At 54.2% G+C, this 19,193-nt stretch carries 11 protein-coding genes, 1 tRNA gene and 1 riboswitch; of the genes, 7 read left to right on the forward strand and 5 right to left on the reverse strand.

The features are described from left to right. Positions 1 to 500: 500 nt before the first annotated feature. The 3 genes from SH421x_RS14600 (at position 501) to SH421x_RS14610 (ending at position 3,306) form a co-directional block, all read left to right on the forward strand. Complete coding sequence (locus tag SH421x_RS14600) at positions 501 to 1,703, forward strand: OmpP1/FadL family transporter (RefSeq protein WP_488849998.1); 1,203 nt, start codon at positions 501 to 503, stop codon at positions 1,701 to 1,703. A gap of 227 nt (positions 1,704 to 1,930) precedes the next feature. Beyond that, complete coding sequence (locus tag SH421x_RS14605; RefSeq protein ID WP_488850000.1) at positions 1,931 to 2,233, forward strand: Hpt domain-containing protein; 303 nt, start codon at positions 1,931 to 1,933, stop codon at positions 2,231 to 2,233. Beyond that, entirely contained in the window at positions 2,233 to 3,306 is a 1,074-nt protein-coding gene (locus SH421x_RS14610; protein WP_488850002.1) for an HD-GYP domain-containing protein, read from the forward strand. Before SH421x_RS14605 ends, SH421x_RS14610 begins: the two co-directional genes overlap by 1 nt. A gap of 18 nt (positions 3,307 to 3,324) precedes the next feature. On the opposite strand, the gene SH421x_RS14615 is transcribed toward SH421x_RS14610, so the two are convergent. After that, entirely contained in the window at positions 3,325 to 4,458 is a 1,134-nt protein-coding gene (locus SH421x_RS14615; protein ID WP_488850004.1) for an SAM-dependent methyltransferase, read from the reverse strand. A 392-nt stretch (positions 4,459 to 4,850) separates the two neighbouring features. Here SH421x_RS14615 and SH421x_RS14620 point away from each other — a divergent pair, with 392 nt between their 5' ends. After that, entirely contained in the window at positions 4,851 to 10,799 is a 5,949-nt protein-coding gene (locus tag SH421x_RS14620) for an ATP-binding protein (RefSeq protein WP_488850006.1), read from the forward strand. 80 nt (positions 10,800 to 10,879) lie between these two features. On the opposite strand, the gene SH421x_RS14625 is transcribed toward SH421x_RS14620, so the two are convergent. Next, positions 10,880 to 10,953 (reverse strand) — tRNA-Arg (locus SH421x_RS14625). 257 nt (positions 10,954 to 11,210) lie between these two features. Then, positions 11,211 to 11,428, forward strand: a riboswitch (cobalamin riboswitch). A 277-nt stretch (positions 11,429 to 11,705) separates the two neighbouring features. On the opposite strand from SH421x_RS14625, the gene metE reads away from it, so the two are divergent. After that, the gene (gene metE / locus SH421x_RS14630; RefSeq protein ID WP_488850008.1) at positions 11,706 to 14,000 is read left to right on the forward strand and encodes a 5-methyltetrahydropteroyltriglutamate--homocysteine S-methyltransferase; all 2,295 of its coding nucleotides are present in this window, start codon (positions 11,706 to 11,708) and stop codon (positions 13,998 to 14,000) included. A 437-nt stretch (positions 14,001 to 14,437) separates the two neighbouring features. After that, positions 14,438 to 15,526 (forward strand): tetratricopeptide repeat protein, encoded by a 1,089-nt coding sequence (locus SH421x_RS14635; protein ID WP_488850010.1) that lies wholly within the window; start codon positions 14,438 to 14,440, stop codon positions 15,524 to 15,526. A gap of 80 nt (positions 15,527 to 15,606) precedes the next feature. On the opposite strand, the gene SH421x_RS14640 is transcribed toward SH421x_RS14635, so the two are convergent. Then, positions 15,607 to 16,128, reverse strand: coding sequence for a methylated-DNA--[protein]-cysteine S-methyltransferase (locus tag SH421x_RS14640; RefSeq protein WP_488850012.1), 522 nt, complete (start codon positions 16,126 to 16,128; stop codon positions 15,607 to 15,609). Between the two features lie 103 nt (positions 16,129 to 16,231). On the opposite strand from SH421x_RS14640, the gene SH421x_RS14645 reads away from it, so the two are divergent. After that, positions 16,232 to 16,975 carry a hypothetical protein gene (locus SH421x_RS14645; protein WP_488850014.1) on the forward strand — a complete coding sequence of 248 codons (744 nt, stop codon included), beginning with the start codon at positions 16,232 to 16,234 and terminating at the stop codon, positions 16,973 to 16,975. Between the two features lie 232 nt (positions 16,976 to 17,207). On the opposite strand, the gene SH421x_RS14650 is transcribed toward SH421x_RS14645, so the two are convergent. Together SH421x_RS14650 and SH421x_RS14655 are read right to left on the reverse strand one after the other, a co-directional pair. Next, positions 17,208 to 17,666 carry a response regulator gene (locus SH421x_RS14650; RefSeq protein ID WP_488850016.1) on the reverse strand — a complete coding sequence of 153 codons (459 nt, stop codon included), beginning with the start codon at positions 17,664 to 17,666 and terminating at the stop codon, positions 17,208 to 17,210. 73 nt (positions 17,667 to 17,739) lie between these two features. Next, positions 17,740 to 18,726 carry a 2Fe-2S iron-sulfur cluster-binding family protein gene (locus tag SH421x_RS14655; protein ID WP_488850018.1) on the reverse strand — a complete coding sequence of 329 codons (987 nt, stop codon included), beginning with the start codon at positions 18,724 to 18,726 and terminating at the stop codon, positions 17,740 to 17,742. Positions 18,727 to 19,193 lie beyond the last annotated feature (467 nt).

The raw sequence follows: 19,193 nt of genomic DNA on the forward strand, positions 1-19,193 counted from the left end.
GCCATTGATCCAGCTTGGGCGAGGCGCTCATTTTTCGCGCATCCAAGGTCTGACGATCTGGTTATTGACGAGCGTGAAGGATGACGCCAATCCGCCTCCACCATTCGCCACAGTTTTCGTCCCAGATAGAGATTGTCCTTTCACGGTCTGAAAGTTTTTCTCGCGACTCCGCCGTTACAACTTCGGTCCACAAAACTGCCGATTCTGGATTCTCAACCAACCTAATTCGGCGTGAACTGCCCAGACTGGAGCGGCGCGGCTTTTGGTGATTGGCCCCCCACAGACGCGACGGGAGTTTGCCGCTCAACTCAATTTTCCCTTCAGAAAATCACGCCTAAGGCCTCTTGTCGCTGAAGTTGAAGAGCGATCTCAGGCCGATGTTAGATTAGGCAGGTGGGAGTGAAAAAAGTGGGAAAGTAGTGTGAGTTGAGTCGATGGCAAACCATGCTTAGCTCCAATGTGACTTACATCTCACCGCTTTCTTTTCAAAGCTTAGAACAATGGCTTCAACTACCAAGCTATTCGTAGTGCAGGCAATAGCATTGCTTGCAGCCATCTTCGGCAGCACTGCAATCGGTCTTTGCCAGGGACTGACGGTCACAGGAGTCGGGCCCATCAATCGATCCATGGGAGGAGCAGGAACCGCAGCGCCTCTCGATTCGATTGGAGCACTGCATTGGAATCCTGCTTCGATCAGTTGGCTGGAGCAGTCCGAAGTTTCGTTTGGAATGGAGGGCCTGCTGGCGGATGTGGATCTAACGACCAACATCGGCGGCGTCAGTCATTCGACCAGCGGTGAAGCTGGCGTTTGTATGATCCCTTCTGTCGGCTGGGTGCAAAAGCTCGAAGGGACGCCGGTGACGCTTGGCTTGGGCGTGTGTGGTATCGCCGGATTTCGGAACAACCTTCCAACGGACCCCAACAACTTGATCTTGGCGAATGGGCCGTTGTTTGCGGATGCCGAAATCATGCAGTTCACTCCTACAATTTCTTATGCGATTACCGACCAATTATCCTTTGGCGTCTCACCGACATTGTCGACCGGACGGATCATGTTTGATCCGTTGGGGCCTTCGACAATCACCCCCGGCATGACGCAAGGATCCGGTAATCGCGTTCACTGGGGCGGAGGAGTTCAAGCAGGACTTTACTATGCGTGCCAGAATGGATGGCGTACTGGGTTATCCATCAAAAGCCCTCAATGGTTTGAAGAGTTTCGTTTTTTTACCCCCTCAGGAGTTGTCACATTTGATCTCGATTATCCGATGATCCTGTCTGGCGGCGTTGCGTACTATGGCTGGGAAAAATGGGTTTTTGCGGCTGATGTTCGATATTTCGATTATGCCAATACTGCCGGATTTGACGCGATGGGATGGCGGAGCATTGCCGCCGGCGCGTTCGGGGTCCAGTATCAGTTGAATGAGATGTGGCAGCTGCGAAGCGGTTTCAATTTCAACCAAAACCCCATTCAAAGCGACGCTGCCTTCGCGAATGTTGCGAATCCTTTGATTCAGCAACAGAACGTCGCCGTTGGCGCATCTTGTCTGCTAACGCACGGAGTCGATCTAACATTGGCTTACGTTTATCTGATCAACAACAGTCTAACAGGGGGACTACCATCCCCTCCATTTGGACCCAACGATACGTTGACCAACGAGATCAGCGCCCATTCGCTGGCGCTGGGGATTCGAGTTAGGTACTAGAAGCCCCCCGTTAAATGCGGTTTTCCGCTTATTGTCGGCATCTGGTGGATAGCTTTGACCACCTTACGAATGCAACCTATCTTTCAGTGGAATAATCTTTTTTGTCCACAGTGACAGAGCGCTCTTCGATCATTCGCACTTCTAGGAGGCGATTCATGGACTCGCAATCGACACCCACAATACCGGCGGAAGCGTCTCTCAATTGGGAAGCGTTGAGCAATCGGTGCTTGGGCCGTATCGATCTCATCGAGAAGGCGTTGATGCGGTTTAATGATTCGCTGAGCAAGGATCTGATCCATTTAGAGCAAGCCGCCGGCGCGTCTGACAGTGAAGAAATCTCACGAATAGCCCATCGCATCAAAGGAGCGTCGCTGACCGTTTCGGCGGATCGTCTCTCTAGCTGTGCTATCGAGCTTGAAAATAAAGCAGACAGTAATGCGGAAGAAATAGACGCCTGCGTGGAGGGGATTCGAGAAGAGTGCCGTCGACTCAGCGAACTTATTTCGCAGCGCCTGGAAGAGGACGGCTAATGAATATTGAAGATAATGACGAGCAAGCCCCTGTATTACTCGTTGATGATGATCCAGCCTGCTTAGGAATGTTAAGCGATGTGCTTGGCGCGATGGGAATTGCGACGGCGACTGCGCGCGATGGCCAAGAAGCGCTGGAGATGATTTGCCAGGGCGATTTTCGGATCGTGTTATCGGATTGGCAAATGCCTGGCATGTCTGGAGTCGAACTTTGTCGGCGCGTGCGACAACGCTCTTTGAGCGGGTACGTCTACTTCATCCTGCTTACCTCCCTGGATCGCCGGCACAATGTGGTCGGCTTGCAAGCAGGGGCCGACGATTTTATCAGTAAGCCGTTCGATCCCGAAGAACTCTACGTTCGTCTGCGAGCCGCCAATCGAATCGTCTCGCTGGAAAGCCGCAACGTGATCATCTTTGCTTTGGCGAAACTTGCCGAGTCAAGAGATCCAGAAACTGGAGAGCATCTCGAACGCATCCGAGAGTATTCACGACTGCTCGCCGAGCGACTGTCGGCGCTTCCCAAGTATGCGGAAGTGGTCGATCCTGATTTTGTGCGAGCGATCTATTTGACCAGCCCGCTGCATGATATTGGTAAGGTCGGGATTCCCGACAACGTGCTGCTCAAACCAGGTCGGTTAACGCCGGAAGAATTTGAAATCATGAAGCTGCACGCGCTGATTGGGTACAACACGCTCAATGCAGCTCTCAAAGAACAGCCAGGCGCCGAGTACTTGCGCTTCGGACGCGATATCGCAGGCTCGCATCACGAAAAATATGATGGCAGCGGCTATCCATATGGTCTCGCAGGTGAAGAGATTCCGCTTTGCGGCCGCATCGTAGCGGTTGCAGACGTCTACGATGCATTAACAACTGCGCGTGTCTACAAAGAAGCGTTTAGTCACGAGGCGGCGCGAAATATTATTGTCGAGGGACGCGGATCGCATTTCGATCCTGACATCGTCGACGCATTTCTCCATTGCGAAGAACAGTTTATCGAAATTCAGCAGCGGCTAAGCGACTCTCTGGCGACCGAGAACCTGTCCGGGTCGCCGTTGAAATATTTGACTCTTTAAAATCTGGATTGCACCAGGTTAGTTTTCCTGCGTTGAATCTAATGTCTCTGCAGAAACTGCAGCCGCTCGTCTCTGGCGTCCTCTTGCCGGAGCTTGAGCCGGGTCGATGCGGCGGATCATGTCGGGCGAACGACGGCTGAGGAAGTTGGTGATGATGCCTGATTCGTCGCGAGTCAGCTCCATTTTATCCGTATTGAAACCAGCCAGATCATACACCTTCAGCACGTCTTCCACGGTGCGTTGGTAGAAGAACCAATCCAGGTGCCATTGATAAGGGGTTTCGTCGTACTGCTCTGTATCTTTAAACGCGATAACGAGCGCGCCCCCTTCATTCAACGTTTCTCCCAAACCGCTAAAAATGCCGGTGAGATGGTCATCCGTCAGATAGTCGGCCAATCCCACGCTGTAAATGATGTCGAAGCTTCCAAAATGTTTTTTCGTGGCTTCCGAGTTTCTCGTTCGCAACGCATTGTATCGGACCGGCTTCATTTTCGTGGAGGCTGGAAGATGAGCGGCGACTTGCGATTCTACATATTCCAGCGCCACAGGGTCGTTATCCATAGTCACGACTTCGACGCTTTGATCGCTAAAAGCAGGCCACTCCAAGTATTCTCGGCAAGGTCCACAAGCGATGTCCAAGATCCGCACATGACCGCTGCGGGACTTAATTTCATCCAACAGAAATTTTCGCGCCAGCTTCATCCGTCCTCGCACCGCTTGGGAGAGCGGCAACTCGGAAAGGCATAGATCAAGATATCCGCCGATACCGCGCGCCGGCGTCGACTCTTCATACAGCTTGAGCAGCATTGCGTAGTCGCCTGAAAAGCCGCTCGGCTTGGTGCGAGCTCGATTCGCAAACCAACTTTGACGAAACCAGGGTTCGGTCTCTGCACGAAAACGGGCCTGAACTTCTTTGATCAATTCAGGATCTTCAGCATGACTTTTTTCAAAGCTACGGCAAGCTGCCTGCGACTGAGCGAACGCTTCACGTACGCGCAGATGAAATTCGTCGTTTAATTGCGGCGTCGCGTTCTCGTCGATCTCAGACTCGAGCTGCATCAGCGACTGCTTAAATGCTTCTACATCTTGAGAAAAAAATTGTTGAACTGCTGGCAGTATTGAAGTGGTCAACTCGGTAGACAGTGGATTCATGACTACACCTAAAGTGATTTGTGTTGAAGAAAAGAAACATCAATGTGGTGAAAAGGCAACACGTAAATCGGTGGCGTTTAATCTGTAGTGGATGTTGCGATAAATCAACCCAAAATCACAGGTTTTCAGCATCGGGGGGGGCGAATAAACAGCTTTAACTGCCAAGCCGCCGTTTTCGCTACATCTTATTGCGCGAAATGCGCTGAACAGCTGTCGCAAATCGGCGACAGCTTAGGGAAGAGCTATGGTTGAATTACGTGAGTTGGAAAGCTACTCGCGCTGCATTCGACCCCTAGGAACACAATTTTTTCGACCACCTTGCTAGAGAAGACTGGCGAGGGTTGGAAAGTCATTGGCGCATTCCGGCTTCAAGAGGTGATCCGCAAAAGATCATGGTGGTTTGTGAAGCCGACGAGGCCTTCAATACGTTGGATACAACACGCGCAGTAGCGGCCGAAATCGAGGCTCGCTACGAGATCTCTGCGTCCCACCGAGACTCGCCGCTGGTGAGAACGCTCCTGGGTAGCGATCGCGCCTCTGGTAATCGCGTCGTGATCAAGACGATTGAGACCAATTCACTTTCTCGGGGAACGCGAGCTCGCCTCGAATTTGAAGCGGACGTCCGCAAGACGCACGACAACGAACATCTGACGCCTGTGCTGCATCACCTGCATGCCGATGGCATGTTGCATGTCGTGATGCCGTGGACGGAGGGCATCTCCCTACGGCGACGTCTCGCACAGACACGAATGTCAATCTCCGAGACAATTCTTCTCGGTAAGAATTTGTTCACCGCGCTTGACGCGATCCATCGGCGGGGTGCGCTTCACCGAGACATCACGCCGTCAAATATTTTCCTGCACACTAGCTTGGATTCGTCAACGCAATTTCGAGCCGTCAGTCTGGCGGGCTTTGGAACCGTGAAGCGTTTTCATCCCGATCAACTCTTCGGCGAGCGGGAGTGCGAAATCGTTTCGTATATGTCGCCAGAGGAAGCCGGATCGATCGATACGGACGTCGGTCCCCCTTCTGATCTTTACGCAGCGGGTATCGTGCTATTCCGTTGCCTGGCGGGCAGCTTGCCTTTTCAAGGGCAAAACGCTGGCGCAATTCTCTTTGAACATTTGACGGCGCCTGTTGCCGAATTGCCGAGCCTCAACGCAGAGGTTCCACGCGAGCTTGACGAACTGGTGCAGCGATTGTTGCGTAAGAACCCACATGATCGCTATCAGTTGGCTAGCGCCGTCGTCGCAGATTTGTTGGCGATCGAGGATGCGCTGTCGAGCGATTCTAGCGGCGCGCATGTAACGATTGGGGCCAGTGATCGGCGCTGTACTTTGACAGAACCCGCCTTCGTTGCACGGGACGATGAATTGTCGCTGGTTAAGGACTTCGTAACCGCTACACACCTGGGACAAGGCGACGTCCTGCTTGTCGAAGGGGATTCAGGCAGCGGCAAGAGTCGACTACTGGTAGAGTCCGCTAAACAGGCCAGAAGTGACGGGCTCTGGGTGCTGCGAGGAATCGCGACAACGCATGTCGGGCAACGTCCATTTCGGATGTTAGAAGGGATTGTCGATAGCTTTCTTTCTCTCGCTCAAAACGACCGCGACCTAGTTCGCCACATGAGCCAGCAAGTTGCCGACCTGACTAGCGAACTTATCTCAGCGCTTCCTAGCCTAGGCAGCGTATTGGACTCGGAGCAAGGCAATCATCGGTCGCCAGCGGCCTTTGGCGAGAATCGGACCATTGAGTCACTGATTCGATTTCTGAATGCGTTGGGAAGCGAAGAGCGACCCGCAATCATTATCCTCGACGATTGTCAGTGGGCGGATGAGCTCACATTCAATCTGATCCGTCGGTGGCAAGCTCAACCCCATCAGGAAGATAGATTTAGCTCGCTAATCGTATCGTTCCGATCTGAGGAAGTCGCCGAGGGACATTCGTTGCGACATATCGGCAAATGTCCCCACATTCAACTCAAACCGCTCGGCCCGGAACAAATCAAACAACTCGCCGAGTCGATGGCCGGCAGTCTCCCTTCTGCAGCGGTGGAGGTAGTGACGCGACTTGCTGGCGGAAGCCCATTCATGGCGTCGGCAGTTCTCCGCGGGTTGGTCGAATCAGAAGCGCTGGTGGTTGCCAAAGAGGGCTGGAGCGTCATTCCCCACGCGATGGAAGATCTGCAATCTTCGCGTGAAGCGGCGTCGATTCTAGCTCGGCGCATTGACTTGCTGCCGTCAGTGACGATTCATCTGCTTACGGTTGGCGCTGTAGTCGGTAAGGAATTTAATCTGGATGTCGCCACTCACTTGACGCAAATGACGATTTCCGAAGCGGTGCGAGCTCTGGCGCATGCGCGTGATCGCTGCTTGATTTGGGAACGGGCCGATGGTGGTCAATTTGTCTTCATTCATGATCAGATACGTACGGCTTTACTAAATCGACTTACACCGTTCCAACAATCAGATCTGCATCTTCGGACCGCAGAGCATTTTCAGCAATACACGCCGAGCCGCGTTTCGGATATCGCTTTTCATCTCGATCAGGCAGGCGCCGTCGAGGAAGCCCTCCATTTCGCATTGCAAGCAGCAGAACAAGCTCGTCGGCAGTTTTCGCTGGCTGTCGCGGAACAGCAATTTCGGATTGCTCGACGAGGCGCTTTGCACCAACCGAATGCTATTCGTTTTCGGATCGCGGAGGGATTAGGCGACTCTTTGATGCTGCGCGGGCATTACACCGAAGCGGCGCCGCAATTCGAGGAGGCGGCGGAGTTAGCGGAGGGGGCTTTCGCGCGAGCGCAGATCCAAAGCAAACTGGCGGAACTCAGTTTCAAACGAGGCGACATGGAAAGCGCCACCAACGGTTTTGAAACGGCGCTGCGAACGCTGGGACGCTATGTCCCGCGAAACAGCACGCTCACCATTTTGCTCTTGATCTGGGAAGCGTTGCGCCAAGTCATTCATACTTGGCTGCCGAGCCTCATGTTGCATCGCCTGAGACGCCCCCCCAGCGAATCGGAACGACTTGCCATTCGATTGTTCGGCTTATTGGCTCATGGCTGCTATTACTGTCGCAGTAAAATTCAATGCCTGTCCGCTCATCTGCGCGGTTTAAATCTAGCAGAGCAGTTCGATCCCAGTCCCGAACTGGCGCATGCTTACTCCGAGCATGCGCCGGTGGCTTGCTTGCTACCAATGTTTAAGCGCGCCTTTCGATACGCCCAACGCTCGCTCGAAATGCGCCGCCAGTTCAATGATATTTGGGGACAAGGGCAATCGCTCAATTATTACAGTTGCGCGCTCTATGCTGCCGGCAGATATCGCGAGTGCGTCGAAAAGGGACGCGAAGCCGTCCGTTTGCTGGAACGCTCTGGCGACTATTGGCAGGTTCATATCGCCCGCTATCAAGTCGCTGCATCCTTGTATCACCTGGGTGACTTCAAAGGAGCTCTTGCTGAGGCCCATGCGAACCATCGTTCCGGAATTGAACTAGGGGACGAGCAAGCCTCTGGTATTAACCTGGACGTCTGGGTCCGAGCTGCTCTGGGAGATTTGCCGGATGTCGTGATTGAAACCGAAATGGCCAGGAAACGGCAGGATACGCAGGGCCAGACGCAATTGCTGTTTGCGGTCGGTGTTTTGCATATCTATCAGGGAAATTTGGACAAAGCCGTCAAGTCATTAGAAAAAGCGATACAGAAGGCCAAATCGGCGGGTATCCAAAACGCCTACACCCAACCTGCTATGGCTTGGCTAGCAACCGCCTATCGCATGCAGGCCGAAAGCGTTCCGGCGTATGCTCCCTTCCAGAAAAAAGCGTGGTTGGAAAAAGCAGATCGCACGGCTTGCTTGGCGATCCGCCAAGCAAGCTCGTGTCCAAATGACTTGCCCAGGGCCGCCCGGGAAATTGCAATGATCGCCGCGATGCGAGGAAACGTGCGGAAGGCTCGTCGATATTTCAATTATAGTTTGCGCGTGGCTCGACGTTTGGAAATGGTTTACGAACAAGCGTTGACGCTGAGCCATCGTGGACAAGTCGGCCTTTCCTCCGCTTGGCATGACGCTGTTCAAGATCAGCAGCAAGCACAATCCTTACTCGATCAATTAACGGCAGATGACGAGGATCTACGCAACTCTCAAAATGGAGAGTTTGGGACGTTATCCCTTGTCGATCGATTTGAAACGGTCTTGCATGCAGGCAGACGTATCGCATCCGCATTAACCACCGAAAAAGTATACGAAGAGGCGTGTGCCGGAGCTGCTCGACTGCTGCGTGGTGAGAAATGTCTGTTACTGGAATTTGATGAAGAAGACGAAGCAGCTCCTCCGCGCATCGTTTTGGGGCCAACGGACATCGATTTTGACGAAAGCAATTTACGTTTAACCGCGAATGCAGGCCGTGCCATGGCCTTTGTCGAAGGGAGAGCCGACACCGATTCTCTTCGAAATGGGCTCGGTCAGCAGTCTGCGATTTACATTCCCATTTTTGTTCGCAATCGCTTGAATGCTTGTTTGTGCGTAACGCATTCTCAGGTGGTTGGGTTATTTGGCTCCGACGAAGAGCGTCTCGCAGACTTCGTCGGAACCATCGCCGGCGCTGCGTTGGAAAACGCGCAAGGATTTTTGGAGCTTACTCAGTTAAACTTCACTCTCGAACAACGCGTCGCCGAACGAACCGCGGCCGCTGAATCTCGCGCCGCCGAATTGGCTTGCTCGAATGAAGAATTGGAACGGATTGCGAAGGAATTGCGATTGACCGAAGAGGAGCTACGGATCGCGAAAGTCGCAGCCGAAACAGCGAACGAAGCGAAGAGTCGATTTCTGGCCACGATGAGCCACGAGATTCGGACGCCGCTCAACGGAATTCTCGGCATGGCCGAACTCGCCCTCCGGACCGATCTCACTTCGCAGCAAAAAAACTGCTTGACCATTATCAATCAATCAGGCGACGCCCTGCTCCATCTGCTGAATGACATTTTGGACATCTCCAAGATTGAAGCAAACAAGATGGAACTTGAAATGATCCCGATGGATCCGCATGCGACAATCGGCGCAGCGGTGAGATTGCTGGCGGTTAACGCCGCCAACAAGGGAATCGAATTGTTGTACCGAATCGCACCAGAAGTCCCTGTTGAGGTCATCTGTGATCCTTGCCGATTGCGACAGGTGATTGTCAATCTCGTTGGCAATGCGATTAAGTTCACCGAAAATGGAGAAGTATTTGTAAACTGTTTTCTCGAACCTGCGATGCATGGAGATCAACTTCATATCGCCGTTCGAGATACGGGGCCAGGTATTGCGAAGAACAAGCAGTCCTCCATTTTTGAATCCTTCGAACAAAGCGATAGCTCGACAACCAGACGATACGGCGGCACAGGTCTCGGACTTTCGATTTCATCCCAGATTGTCGCACTGATGCAGGGCCAGATTTGGGTGGAAAGCGAGTTGAATCAGGGAAGTACTTTCCACTTTACAATTCCACTACAAGAGTCAATTTCCAATCTCCCGACAGCTGCGACTGAGCCGTTAACTGGCTGCCAGATTTTGATCGCTTCGGACCAGTCGACATTCCATGAAATTTACCAAGAGGTCCTGATCAATGCAGGCGCCGAATGTGATCTGCTTTCGCTACAAGACCTCCCGGAGGCCATCGACAGGATACACGCAAATTCTCAGCGATCAGACACCCTGCTGATCATTGATTGGGAAGTCCATTCAAAGCGGTTGGAATCCTTGGTTAGCGGTCCTCAGGCCAGTCTGCTCCAAAAAATTCCTCATTTGATTTTGATGCCGGCGACGGGCTTGCCAAGTCATATCGATTGGACGGTGCAGTCAACGCTAGGTAAGCCCGCTTCGGCAACGGATCTGCTTCACGCAGCATCAGAGCTCCTCGGCAAGCGAGCGTTTGACGTTGTCGCGACCAAGGAACCTAGTGACAAGCTCACCCGTCCGCTTCATATCTTGTTAGCGGATGATGCCGCTGTAAACCAAGAAGTTGCTGTCGGAATCCTAGAAGCCTTTGGTCATTCTTGCGAAGTGGCCGAGACAGGCCGCGAAGCTTTTGATGCTTTCAAGGGCGGAAGTTTTGATATCGTGCTGATGGATCTGGAAATGCCCGAAATGGACGGAACCCAGGCAACCAGCGCCATTCGGGACTGGGAGCAAGCTCAGAACTTAATGCACACGCCGATTGTGGCCATGACGGCTCACACAGTCTCTGGAGTCCGCGAGAAATGCCTTGCAGCCGGGATGGACGATTACCTCTCCAAACCGATCCAGCCAGAAATTCTCAAGCGCGTCTTGGCAGAATACGCCACCCAACGAGCCTCCCAGGCATAACGCCGCCCAAAGCATCAGCGTCATTCAATCCAGCAATAAAAAAAGCCGCAAGCTCTTACAAGCTAACGGCTTTTTGCAAGTGCGGATGGCAGGGTTCGAACCTGCGACCTTCGGTTTCGTAGACCGACGCTCTATCCAGCTGAGCTACATCCGCATCTTCTGCTGCGGCAGACGATTGTCTCCTGCGGCAGATCACAAAGTTTAGCCGCACCGCTGCGATGCGTAAAGGGGCTGGGCTTGCTTATTGGCCCGCTATTTTCAATTTTTCGGCTGTTGTAACCTTCTACTGTGTCAGGGTTTATCGGTGGCAGCGGTTTTATTGGCGATTGGGTTGCTTGGGCTTGCGGGGATTTTGGGACCTTCGTCGGCGGAGTGGTCGACTGCTAGTTGACGCGGCCTGCGTTCTTAGGATAGTTTGGCGGCGTGATTGGTTCGCTTCATAAATGGAGCGTCGAAAGAGGGAACACCGGTGAAAGTCCGGGACAGCCCCCGCTGCGGTAACCAGAAACGAACGCCGTCGGTAAGCACTGATCCTCGTTGGATTGGAAAGCAGCGGCAAGTAGGAACCGTCCGGCAACTCGCCGGGCTCAGTCTGGAAGTCCGAAGACCTGCCAACCGCCTGTTCGCTCGTAGCCCAATCGGCTTCTTGCGTGCAGTTTTGTCATACGCCTTCGGGGATGGAGGCGATTTTGAGGATCCCTACGATGACATCATCTCTTGATGTGCGCGCTCCTGCTGCGCCGCGGCGAACTCGCTCGCCTGCAAGTCGCTCTCACGCTTTATAGCGACCCCGCGAGTTCACGTTTGATTTCTTTCTGTTTCCGCGCGCAGGCTCTGTCCCAACTTTGATGGTCGGACGCATTGGCCTGCTGCGCTAAGAATGCGCAATTACCAAGGACAGCGTACATGCTATCTGCAAATTTAGGTTTTCCCCGGATCGGTAAAGATCGCGAACTCAAGCGAGCCGTCGAGTCTTATTGGTCTGGCAGTTCCTCGGCAACGCAACTGCAACAAGTCGCCGCCGAGTTGCGAGCAACTCATTGGCGTTTGCAACAAGCGGCCGGCATTCAGTCGATCCCCAGCAACGATTTTTCGTTCTACGATCAAATGCTCGACACCGCACTCGCGCTGGGCGTTGTTCCGCCGCGGTTTGCTCAGCTTGACGTTTCGCCGCTGCAGCTTTACTTTTTGTTGGCTCGTGGTCAGGCGCCCGGCGTTGCCTTGCCGCACGAAATCCCAGCGCTCGAAATGACCAAGTGGTTTGACACCAACTATCACTATCTCACTCCTGAGTTTGAAGTCGGTCAGCAGTTCACGCCTGACGCAACCAAGCCGCTGACCGAATGGAACCAGGCGAAAGCTTTGGGGATCGACACGCGACCCGTGTTGGTGGGTCCGGTCACGTTTTTGTCGCTCGGCAAGTTACGCTCCGAAACCGGTGATCGACTTGATTTGATCTCGTCGCTGTTGCCGGCCTATATGGATTTGCTTCGTCAAATTTCGGCCGCCGGCGCCGATTGGATTCAGATTGACGAGCCGATCCTCTCGACCGATCTGAACGACAAGCAGCGAGCAGCTTTGGTCAGCACCTATCGCCAAATCGCAGATCAGCTGCCGCAGTTGAAAGTGATGCTGACCACCTACTTTGGTCCGTTGGCCGAAAACCTGCATCTCGCCGCCAATCTGCCGACCGCAGGGCTGCATCTGGATCTGGTCCGCGGCAAAGCGGACGCCGCCGACCTTGTCGATACCATTCCGGCCGACAAAGTTTTGTCTCTCGGCCTGGTCGAAGGACGCAACATTTGGAAGACCAACATCAACGCCGCGATTGCTTTCGTCCAACCGCTGATCGAAAAGTTTGGCGGCGAGCGAATTCAGATTGCTCCTAGTTGCTCGTTGCTGCACGCGCCGGTCGATCTCGATGCCGAGACCAAACTTGACGACGAGCTGAAAAGTTGGCTCGCGTTTGGCAAGCAAAAACTGGCGGAAGTTCAGCTGATCACCCGCGCGTTGAGCGGCGATCCCACGGTGCAAGCCGAACTGGACGCCAACCAACAAGCGATCCGCAGTCGTCAAAGGTCGCAGCGCGTTTACTCGCCTCAGGTGCAAGGTCGCTTGGCTTGGCTCGAAACCACCGGAGTTCCCGGCCGCAGCGCCTATCCGCAGCGGCGTCAGTTGCAGCAAGCGTCGCTTGGTTTGCCGGCCTTCCCCACCACCACGATCGGCTCGTTTCCGCAAACGGTCGAAATCCGCCAAGCTCGCGCCCTGCGGCGGAAAGGGGAAATTTCGGATGAGTCGTATGTTGCAACCATGCAGGCTCAAATTCGCGAAGTGATTCAGTTCCAGGAAGAAGTCGGGCTTGATTTGCTCGTACACGGTGAGCCTGAACGCAACGACATGGTCGAGTATTTTGGCGAAACGCTTGAAGGATTCGCGATCACGCAAAACGGCTGGGTGCAAAGCTACGGCAGCCGCTGTGTGAAGCCGCCGATTATCTTTGGCGACGTATCGCGTGCGGCGCCGATCACGGTCCAATGGATTAAGTACGCCCAGTCGTGCGCCAGCAAACCGGTCAAAGGCATGTTGACCGGACCGGTGACGATTCTCTGCTGGTCGTTCGTGCGTGACGATCAACCGCGCAGTGAAACGTGCAAGCAAATCGCGCTGGCAATTCGGGATGAAGTTGAAGATCTCGAAAAGTCGGGGGTCCGCGTGATTCAAATTGATGAGCCTGCTTTGCGAGAAGGATTACCGCTTCGTAAACGGGATTGGAATGACTATCTGCTGTGGGCCGGCGATAGTTTTCGCTTGGCCAGCAGCGTGGTCGGGGATGCAACGCAAATTCACACGCACATGTGCTACTGCGAATTTAACGACATCATCGAAGCGATCGCCGGACTCGACGCCGACGTTATTTCGATCGAAACATCCCGCAGCGATATGGAACTGCTGCATGCGTTTGTTAACTTTCGTTATCCCAATGAAATCGGACCCGGCGTGTTTGACATTCATTCGCCCCAGGCGCCCACGTCCGAGTCAATGTTGCGACTGCTGACGAAAGCGGCCGAAGTGTTGAATCCGTCACAAATCTGGGTAAATCCTGACTGCGGTTTGAAAACTCGAAAGTGGGAAGAAGTGCGACCAGCCCTAACCAATATGGTGAAAGCAGCCGAAGCGGCGCGTCAATCGTTGGCTACCTGACGCGACCCCCTAGGTGAATGGACCGCCGCTCGAAGCAATTCGGCGGCGGTCTTTTTTTTGGGGCAAAGAGAAGAAGGGAACCAAGAGTTAACCAATGAAGAACGGAAAACAAGCTTCAATAGCAGGGTCCCCACAACAACGCACAAGCAAACCACCACGGCGACAGTCGAATCGATTTTTGGAAGATGCAGCGAACCAGCAATTTGTAGTGAAAAATCATCCCTCAAAACGAAGTGCCGCTTCTCAAAATTGCGGGCGGACAACAGAGCTATTCGTACTGCCCACTCTGGCATCGTCAGGTGAACCTTTTTATTTTGCTCATGTCTATCTTGGGTCCCTTTTGTGTGAGAAAATTTAACGTACTTGCGGCAGCTTGCACATCGAAAATGAAGGCGCTGCGGCTTCTTTCTTCGTAGTCGGTAAAGTGGGGAATAATCGTGCCGATCCAACTTCAATGTACTTCGGTCGTCATTCGTAACGACGCACTTGATCGGGTCTTAGAGGGTGGCGCCGCGGAATTTGGAGAGATCGCCACGAATGCGATGAGCTATGCGGATGATCGGCTTTCTCAAGCAAGCTTTATGTCGCCGCTTGACGCCGAGGAGTTCGCCAAAAGTCTTGAGCTACGTGGGTTGGATCGAAGCGGAGAGTCACCTGACTTTGTTGTCGTTCAGGCTCACAACCAATTGGTCGAGCCTGCGTGCGACTGGCTGATTTTGTTTGAATATGAGCAGCGCCTGATCGCTACTCTGCGTGGATCGGAATCGCGGACGGTGATCGCGGCGTCAATCGACACGACCTACGATCCCAACAGCGTTCAGCATTACAGCGCTGAAGAGATTGCAGAGAGATTTGAGTTTGTCGAGCGGAAAGATGGCATCGACACCTACCGAGAAAAAGCGACCGGCACGCTGGTCTATCACGCTCGCAACACGGAGACGTTCGACGAGATTTTCTTTCAAGCGTTTGATACTGTTTGGGAACTGCGACGTGTGCCGGGCGCGGCGGCCAAGAGTCGCGACGAAGCGTTGGCGATTCAGAAAGCGATCCAAGACTTGCAGTCGCTCGCGGCCAAATGTCCCGAGACGGCCAAGATCTTTTTGGCGTTGGGAATGGCTTGGTTCGCGATCGGAGAGGATCAGAAGGCACAGCGACAACTCACTCGCGCAGCTGAACTAGAGCCAGACAGCATCATCATGTTGAAGGAACTGGGAAGCGTATGCTTGGCGAGAAACGATTTTTCTGCCGCACTGGATGCAACGACAAAGGCGGTTGCGATCAACCCTGACAGTGCTGAATTGCTTGGCAATTTGGCCGTTGTGCAACTGCTAACCGGCGACGTACCTCATGCGAAGGCTACCATCGCACACGCGATGCGACTTGACCCGCAAGATGAGGTGAATCACAACGTGCTGTCGATTATTATGGCAGTGGCGGAAGGCAAACGAGAGCAGCCCCGTTCGCTAACAGAAATGATGCAGCCACCCAAACGCAAATCATGGCTGGCGCGTTTGTTTGGTGGGTGAATCAAGTTTTGCAGCATAGGTAGGGCAAGCGAATTTCGAGAAGCCAATATCGAACGACCTCGCCGTTTGCTTAACCCACCTTACGGCGTTTGGCCTTCTAGCTTTAGCAAGCGTGCTTTTAGCTTTAGGCCTTGCGGCGCCGAGAACCCGTGTAGCTTGCCGGTGCTGGCGACCACGCGATGGCAAGGGATCAACAGCGGGATTCGATTGCGGGCCATTGCGCCTCCGACGGCTCGGGCAGCGGCGGGCGAACCAGCTTTTGCGGCTAGTTGTCCATAACTGAGCGTTGTGCCGGGGGGGATTTTGCGGCAATGCTGGTAGACGCGGGTTGCGAATGGGGTATAGCCGGTTAGGTCGAGCGGAATCTTGGCTAGATCGACAGGTTCTCCGGCGGCGTATTGCTGGAGTTGGTCGACGATTGCCTGGTGTTGTGAGGAGAGAGAACCCGGCTGCTGGCGCCGCTTGGGGGCCGCTACGAAGCTCAAACGGTGGACCAAGTCTCCACGCAGTTCGATCTCAAGCGGCCCCAAATCGGACGAAATCGTGAAAATCGTCGGCTCCAATGCGAAAATCGGGGGAGTGCGGCGGTATTGGGGGGGCATGTCGGACTTTCCCTAAGTCGGCAGAGATATATACTAAGGTTCAGATGGATAGACGATTATTTAGTTTATCCGAGAATCTCTAGCGCTCGAGAAGGAAATACGGATGGCCGGCTACCGATCGCTGAGTGACGACTTCTACGTCAACATGAATCTCAATACTGAGATGGACCTGCCGAGCGGCCGCGAAGCGGTGCTCCACTTTTTTGAACAGATCCGCAAGAAGTATCCGCTGATGCGAAACTTCTATGCGCGCGAACGTTCTGAGTTTGTGCTGGAAGAAGACAAAGATCAGGGGAGTTATCGCTGGGCTTCGGTCGAGTTGAAGCGAGTTCTGTCTGGCTGCGTCAACATTGATAACCTGGAAGAGGCGATCGAGCAGCATCGCTTTATCCTAGAGCTTGCGCCGTATCTGTTGTCGGTGAGCCCGCTGGATTGCGAATCGCTGAACCTGATGTATGGATTCGACTTTACCTATCGCGGCAATCACAACCAATTGGTTGCCGAAGCGCTGGGTCTGTCGCCGGCGTTTGAAAAGCTGGGGCGACTGGAGAACAGTCGTCTGGTGAGTTGTGAACCATCGATCCAAATCGCGCTGGATGATGATTGTCGCACCCAGTGCCGGATCAGTGTTGAAACGCGAACCAGCGCCTATCACGTGCGGACCGGCGAGTTTCCGGAAGAGCAGTTGAGCGTCTATCTGACGCTACGCAGCTATGGAAGTCTCGACCCGGGTAATAGCTACGTCGATGCGATGGATGGATTGCATACGGCCGCCGCGCGGATCATGGATGAGTATGTGATCCAAAACATTCTAGAACCGCTGCGTCAAGCAATCACGCTGGGGTAGACGCGCGTCGGTGAATAGCAGATCCGTCGTGAGGCGCGTTTGCGTGGGAATCGGTGGGTTGCGCAAACCGGTGAGGCGGTTGGATGATGGTAGAGTGGTTTCGGTTTTGCTCGCCTGGCAAGTTTTGGCGCGCTGCCCGTGGTCCGCACAGCGGACCCTACGCCTTATTCGGCGAAGACGCCGTAGGAGCCGAGGCGCCGAGCGATGGACACCCGGCCACGGCTTCTCAGCGTTAGCTGACCGATAGTGTGGCGTGGGTTTCGGTCAATTTTGTTAGGGCGGCGACTAAATCGCTGGGATAGATCGGCTTGGTCAAAAACAGCTGAAAGCCAGCGGCTTGGCAGGCGAGTTTGTCTTCGCGTCGAGCGCAGGCGGTCAACGCGACGGCAGGAAAGCTCGGCTCAAGCCGACGCAGCGTGGCCAGCGTGGTGATACCATCTTGCCGCGGCATGCGCAGATCGAGAATCGCCAGATCAAATCGGTCTGGATCAAACACGGCGGTTGCGGCATCGCCGTCGCTGACTTGCGTCACATCCGCGCCGGCCCCGGTTAAAATGATTTCGAGGAGCTGGCGATTCAGTTCGTCATCTTCGGCGATCAAAATGCGGAGTCCCGCCAGCGGTTGCGATTCGGAAATGTCGGTCTGCATCATGTCGACCAAATAGAGAGAATGACGAGATCTTTCGTTCATTGAAATCTAGTCCACAAACCAACGGCGCCCCCTCAAATTGCGCCCTTCCGCACCACTTAGGGATGATTCTGCGCTAAACCGGCGAATTCAAATCGAGCGACCATTGCCAGTGGTTGGTTTTATCGGTTATCGCGAGACGCAGGCTCGTTTGGGGCTGGCCTGCTTGGGTCGGCAATCCTTGCTCACGCAACCGCGCGACGATCAACGGCTCTGCTTGTTGCGACGCTAAACCTAAGGATAAAACAGTAGGCCCGTGAAACCCGGTGGGAGTCGCCAGCAAGATGGTCGGATCAGGGGGCAACGTATCGAACAATTGCTGTAGCTGCGAATTCTCGGTCTGATTGCGGCCGAACAAAATCAGACCGCGATCTTCGATCCACTGGTGACGCCGGATATCAAACAACCCCGGCAAAAGCCACGCTGGCGGTAACCGCGAAACCAGCGCCATGCGTAACCGCTGGCCATAGGCTGGATCGACCAGACGACAGCGGGACGCTCCTTTTTCGCTGCCGGTCAGGCCGAAGCGTTGGGCCAATGCACGAATCTTGCGGCGGCCGCTGCCGTGAATGGAAAAGAACTGACTGCGATCGAGGAGACCTGAGGTTTCGGGAAGTGTCGGAGTCAGCAGCCGAGCCGACAGCGGGCGGACCAAGCGTCCCGGGATGCCGGCGTGATGCTCCATCATTTCGAGATGCGTCCGCTTTTGCCCCATCATTTTTTGTCCTAGCACTTCGCCGGTGACAATAAACGCTCCGTCCAATTGGTGCAGATAGTCAACCGCTGCGGCGAGCATCGCCAAGCGGCAATCGCCGCAAGGATTGGCGCCTTTGCCGTAACCGAACCGCGGTCGAGCGATCAATTGCAAGTATTCGGTCGGCGGGGGCTGCACGACTTGCAGCGGAATCTGCAGTTGCTGGGCCGATTGATTGGCCGCGGCGGCGATGGGTGAGAACTGCGTTGCGTAGGCGAGCCCGAACACTTCGATCCCTTGCGATTGGATCAGGGCCGCGGCGACGGCGCCGTCGAGATCGCCTGAGAGTAAAGCCACACAGCGGGTCATGAGCGGAATTCTGTTGCAGGGTTACGCGATCTTTTGCTATCCAGGCCGCGCAGGTTTTGAAGTGCGCTAGATAGAACACTAGCCCGCAGCGCCAGCGAGGGAAAACGGCTAGAAATGCCAACGTGGCTGGAAGTAGCGAGCCGTTTTCCCTCGCTGGCGCTGCGGGCTAGTGTCACGTTTTTGACTTAATTCCTACCGCGTTTTCCGTTCTTCATCCGTGGTATCCGTGTTCCATTTCTTGCGAACCTGTTAAACAGCGCAACTTCAAAAAGCACGAGCGTCTGTCTGGTTGGTTCGATCCGGATTGGAATCGCCAAGCGCTTTCCCTCGCTGGCGCTGCGGGCTAGTGTCACGTTTTTGACTTAATTCCTACCGCGTTTTCCGTTCTTCATCCGCGGTATCCGTGTTCTATTTCTTACGAACCTGTTAAACAACGCAACTTCAAAAAGCACGAGCGAGTGAATCTG

The sequence above is a fragment of the Blastopirellula sp. SH421 genome, assembly GCF_057808535.1.

Coding starts and splice junctions, on each gene's coding strand:
- SH421x_RS14600 (WP_488849998.1), top strand. CDS start 501: ATGGCTTCAACTACCAAGCTATTCGTAGTGCAGGCAATAGCATTGCTT.
- SH421x_RS14610 (WP_488850002.1), top strand. CDS start 2,233: ATGAATATTGAAGATAATGACGAGCAAGCCCCTGTATTACTCGTTGAT.
- SH421x_RS14615 (WP_488850004.1), bottom strand. CDS start 4,458: ATGAATCCACTGTCTACCGAGTTGACCACTTCAATACTGCCAGCAGTT.
- SH421x_RS14620 (WP_488850006.1), top strand. CDS start 4,851: ATGGTGGTTTGTGAAGCCGACGAGGCCTTCAATACGTTGGATACAACA.
- metE (WP_488850008.1), top strand. CDS start 11,706: ATGCTATCTGCAAATTTAGGTTTTCCCCGGATCGGTAAAGATCGCGAA.
- SH421x_RS14640 (WP_488850012.1), bottom strand. CDS start 16,128: ATGCCCCCCCAATACCGCCGCACTCCCCCGATTTTCGCATTGGAGCCG.
- SH421x_RS14645 (WP_488850014.1), top strand. CDS start 16,232: ATGGCCGGCTACCGATCGCTGAGTGACGACTTCTACGTCAACATGAAT.
- SH421x_RS14650 (WP_488850016.1), bottom strand. CDS start 17,666: ATGAACGAAAGATCTCGTCATTCTCTCTATTTGGTCGACATGATGCAG.
- SH421x_RS14655 (WP_488850018.1), bottom strand. CDS start 18,726: ATGACCCGCTGTGTGGCTTTACTCTCAGGCGATCTCGACGGCGCCGTC.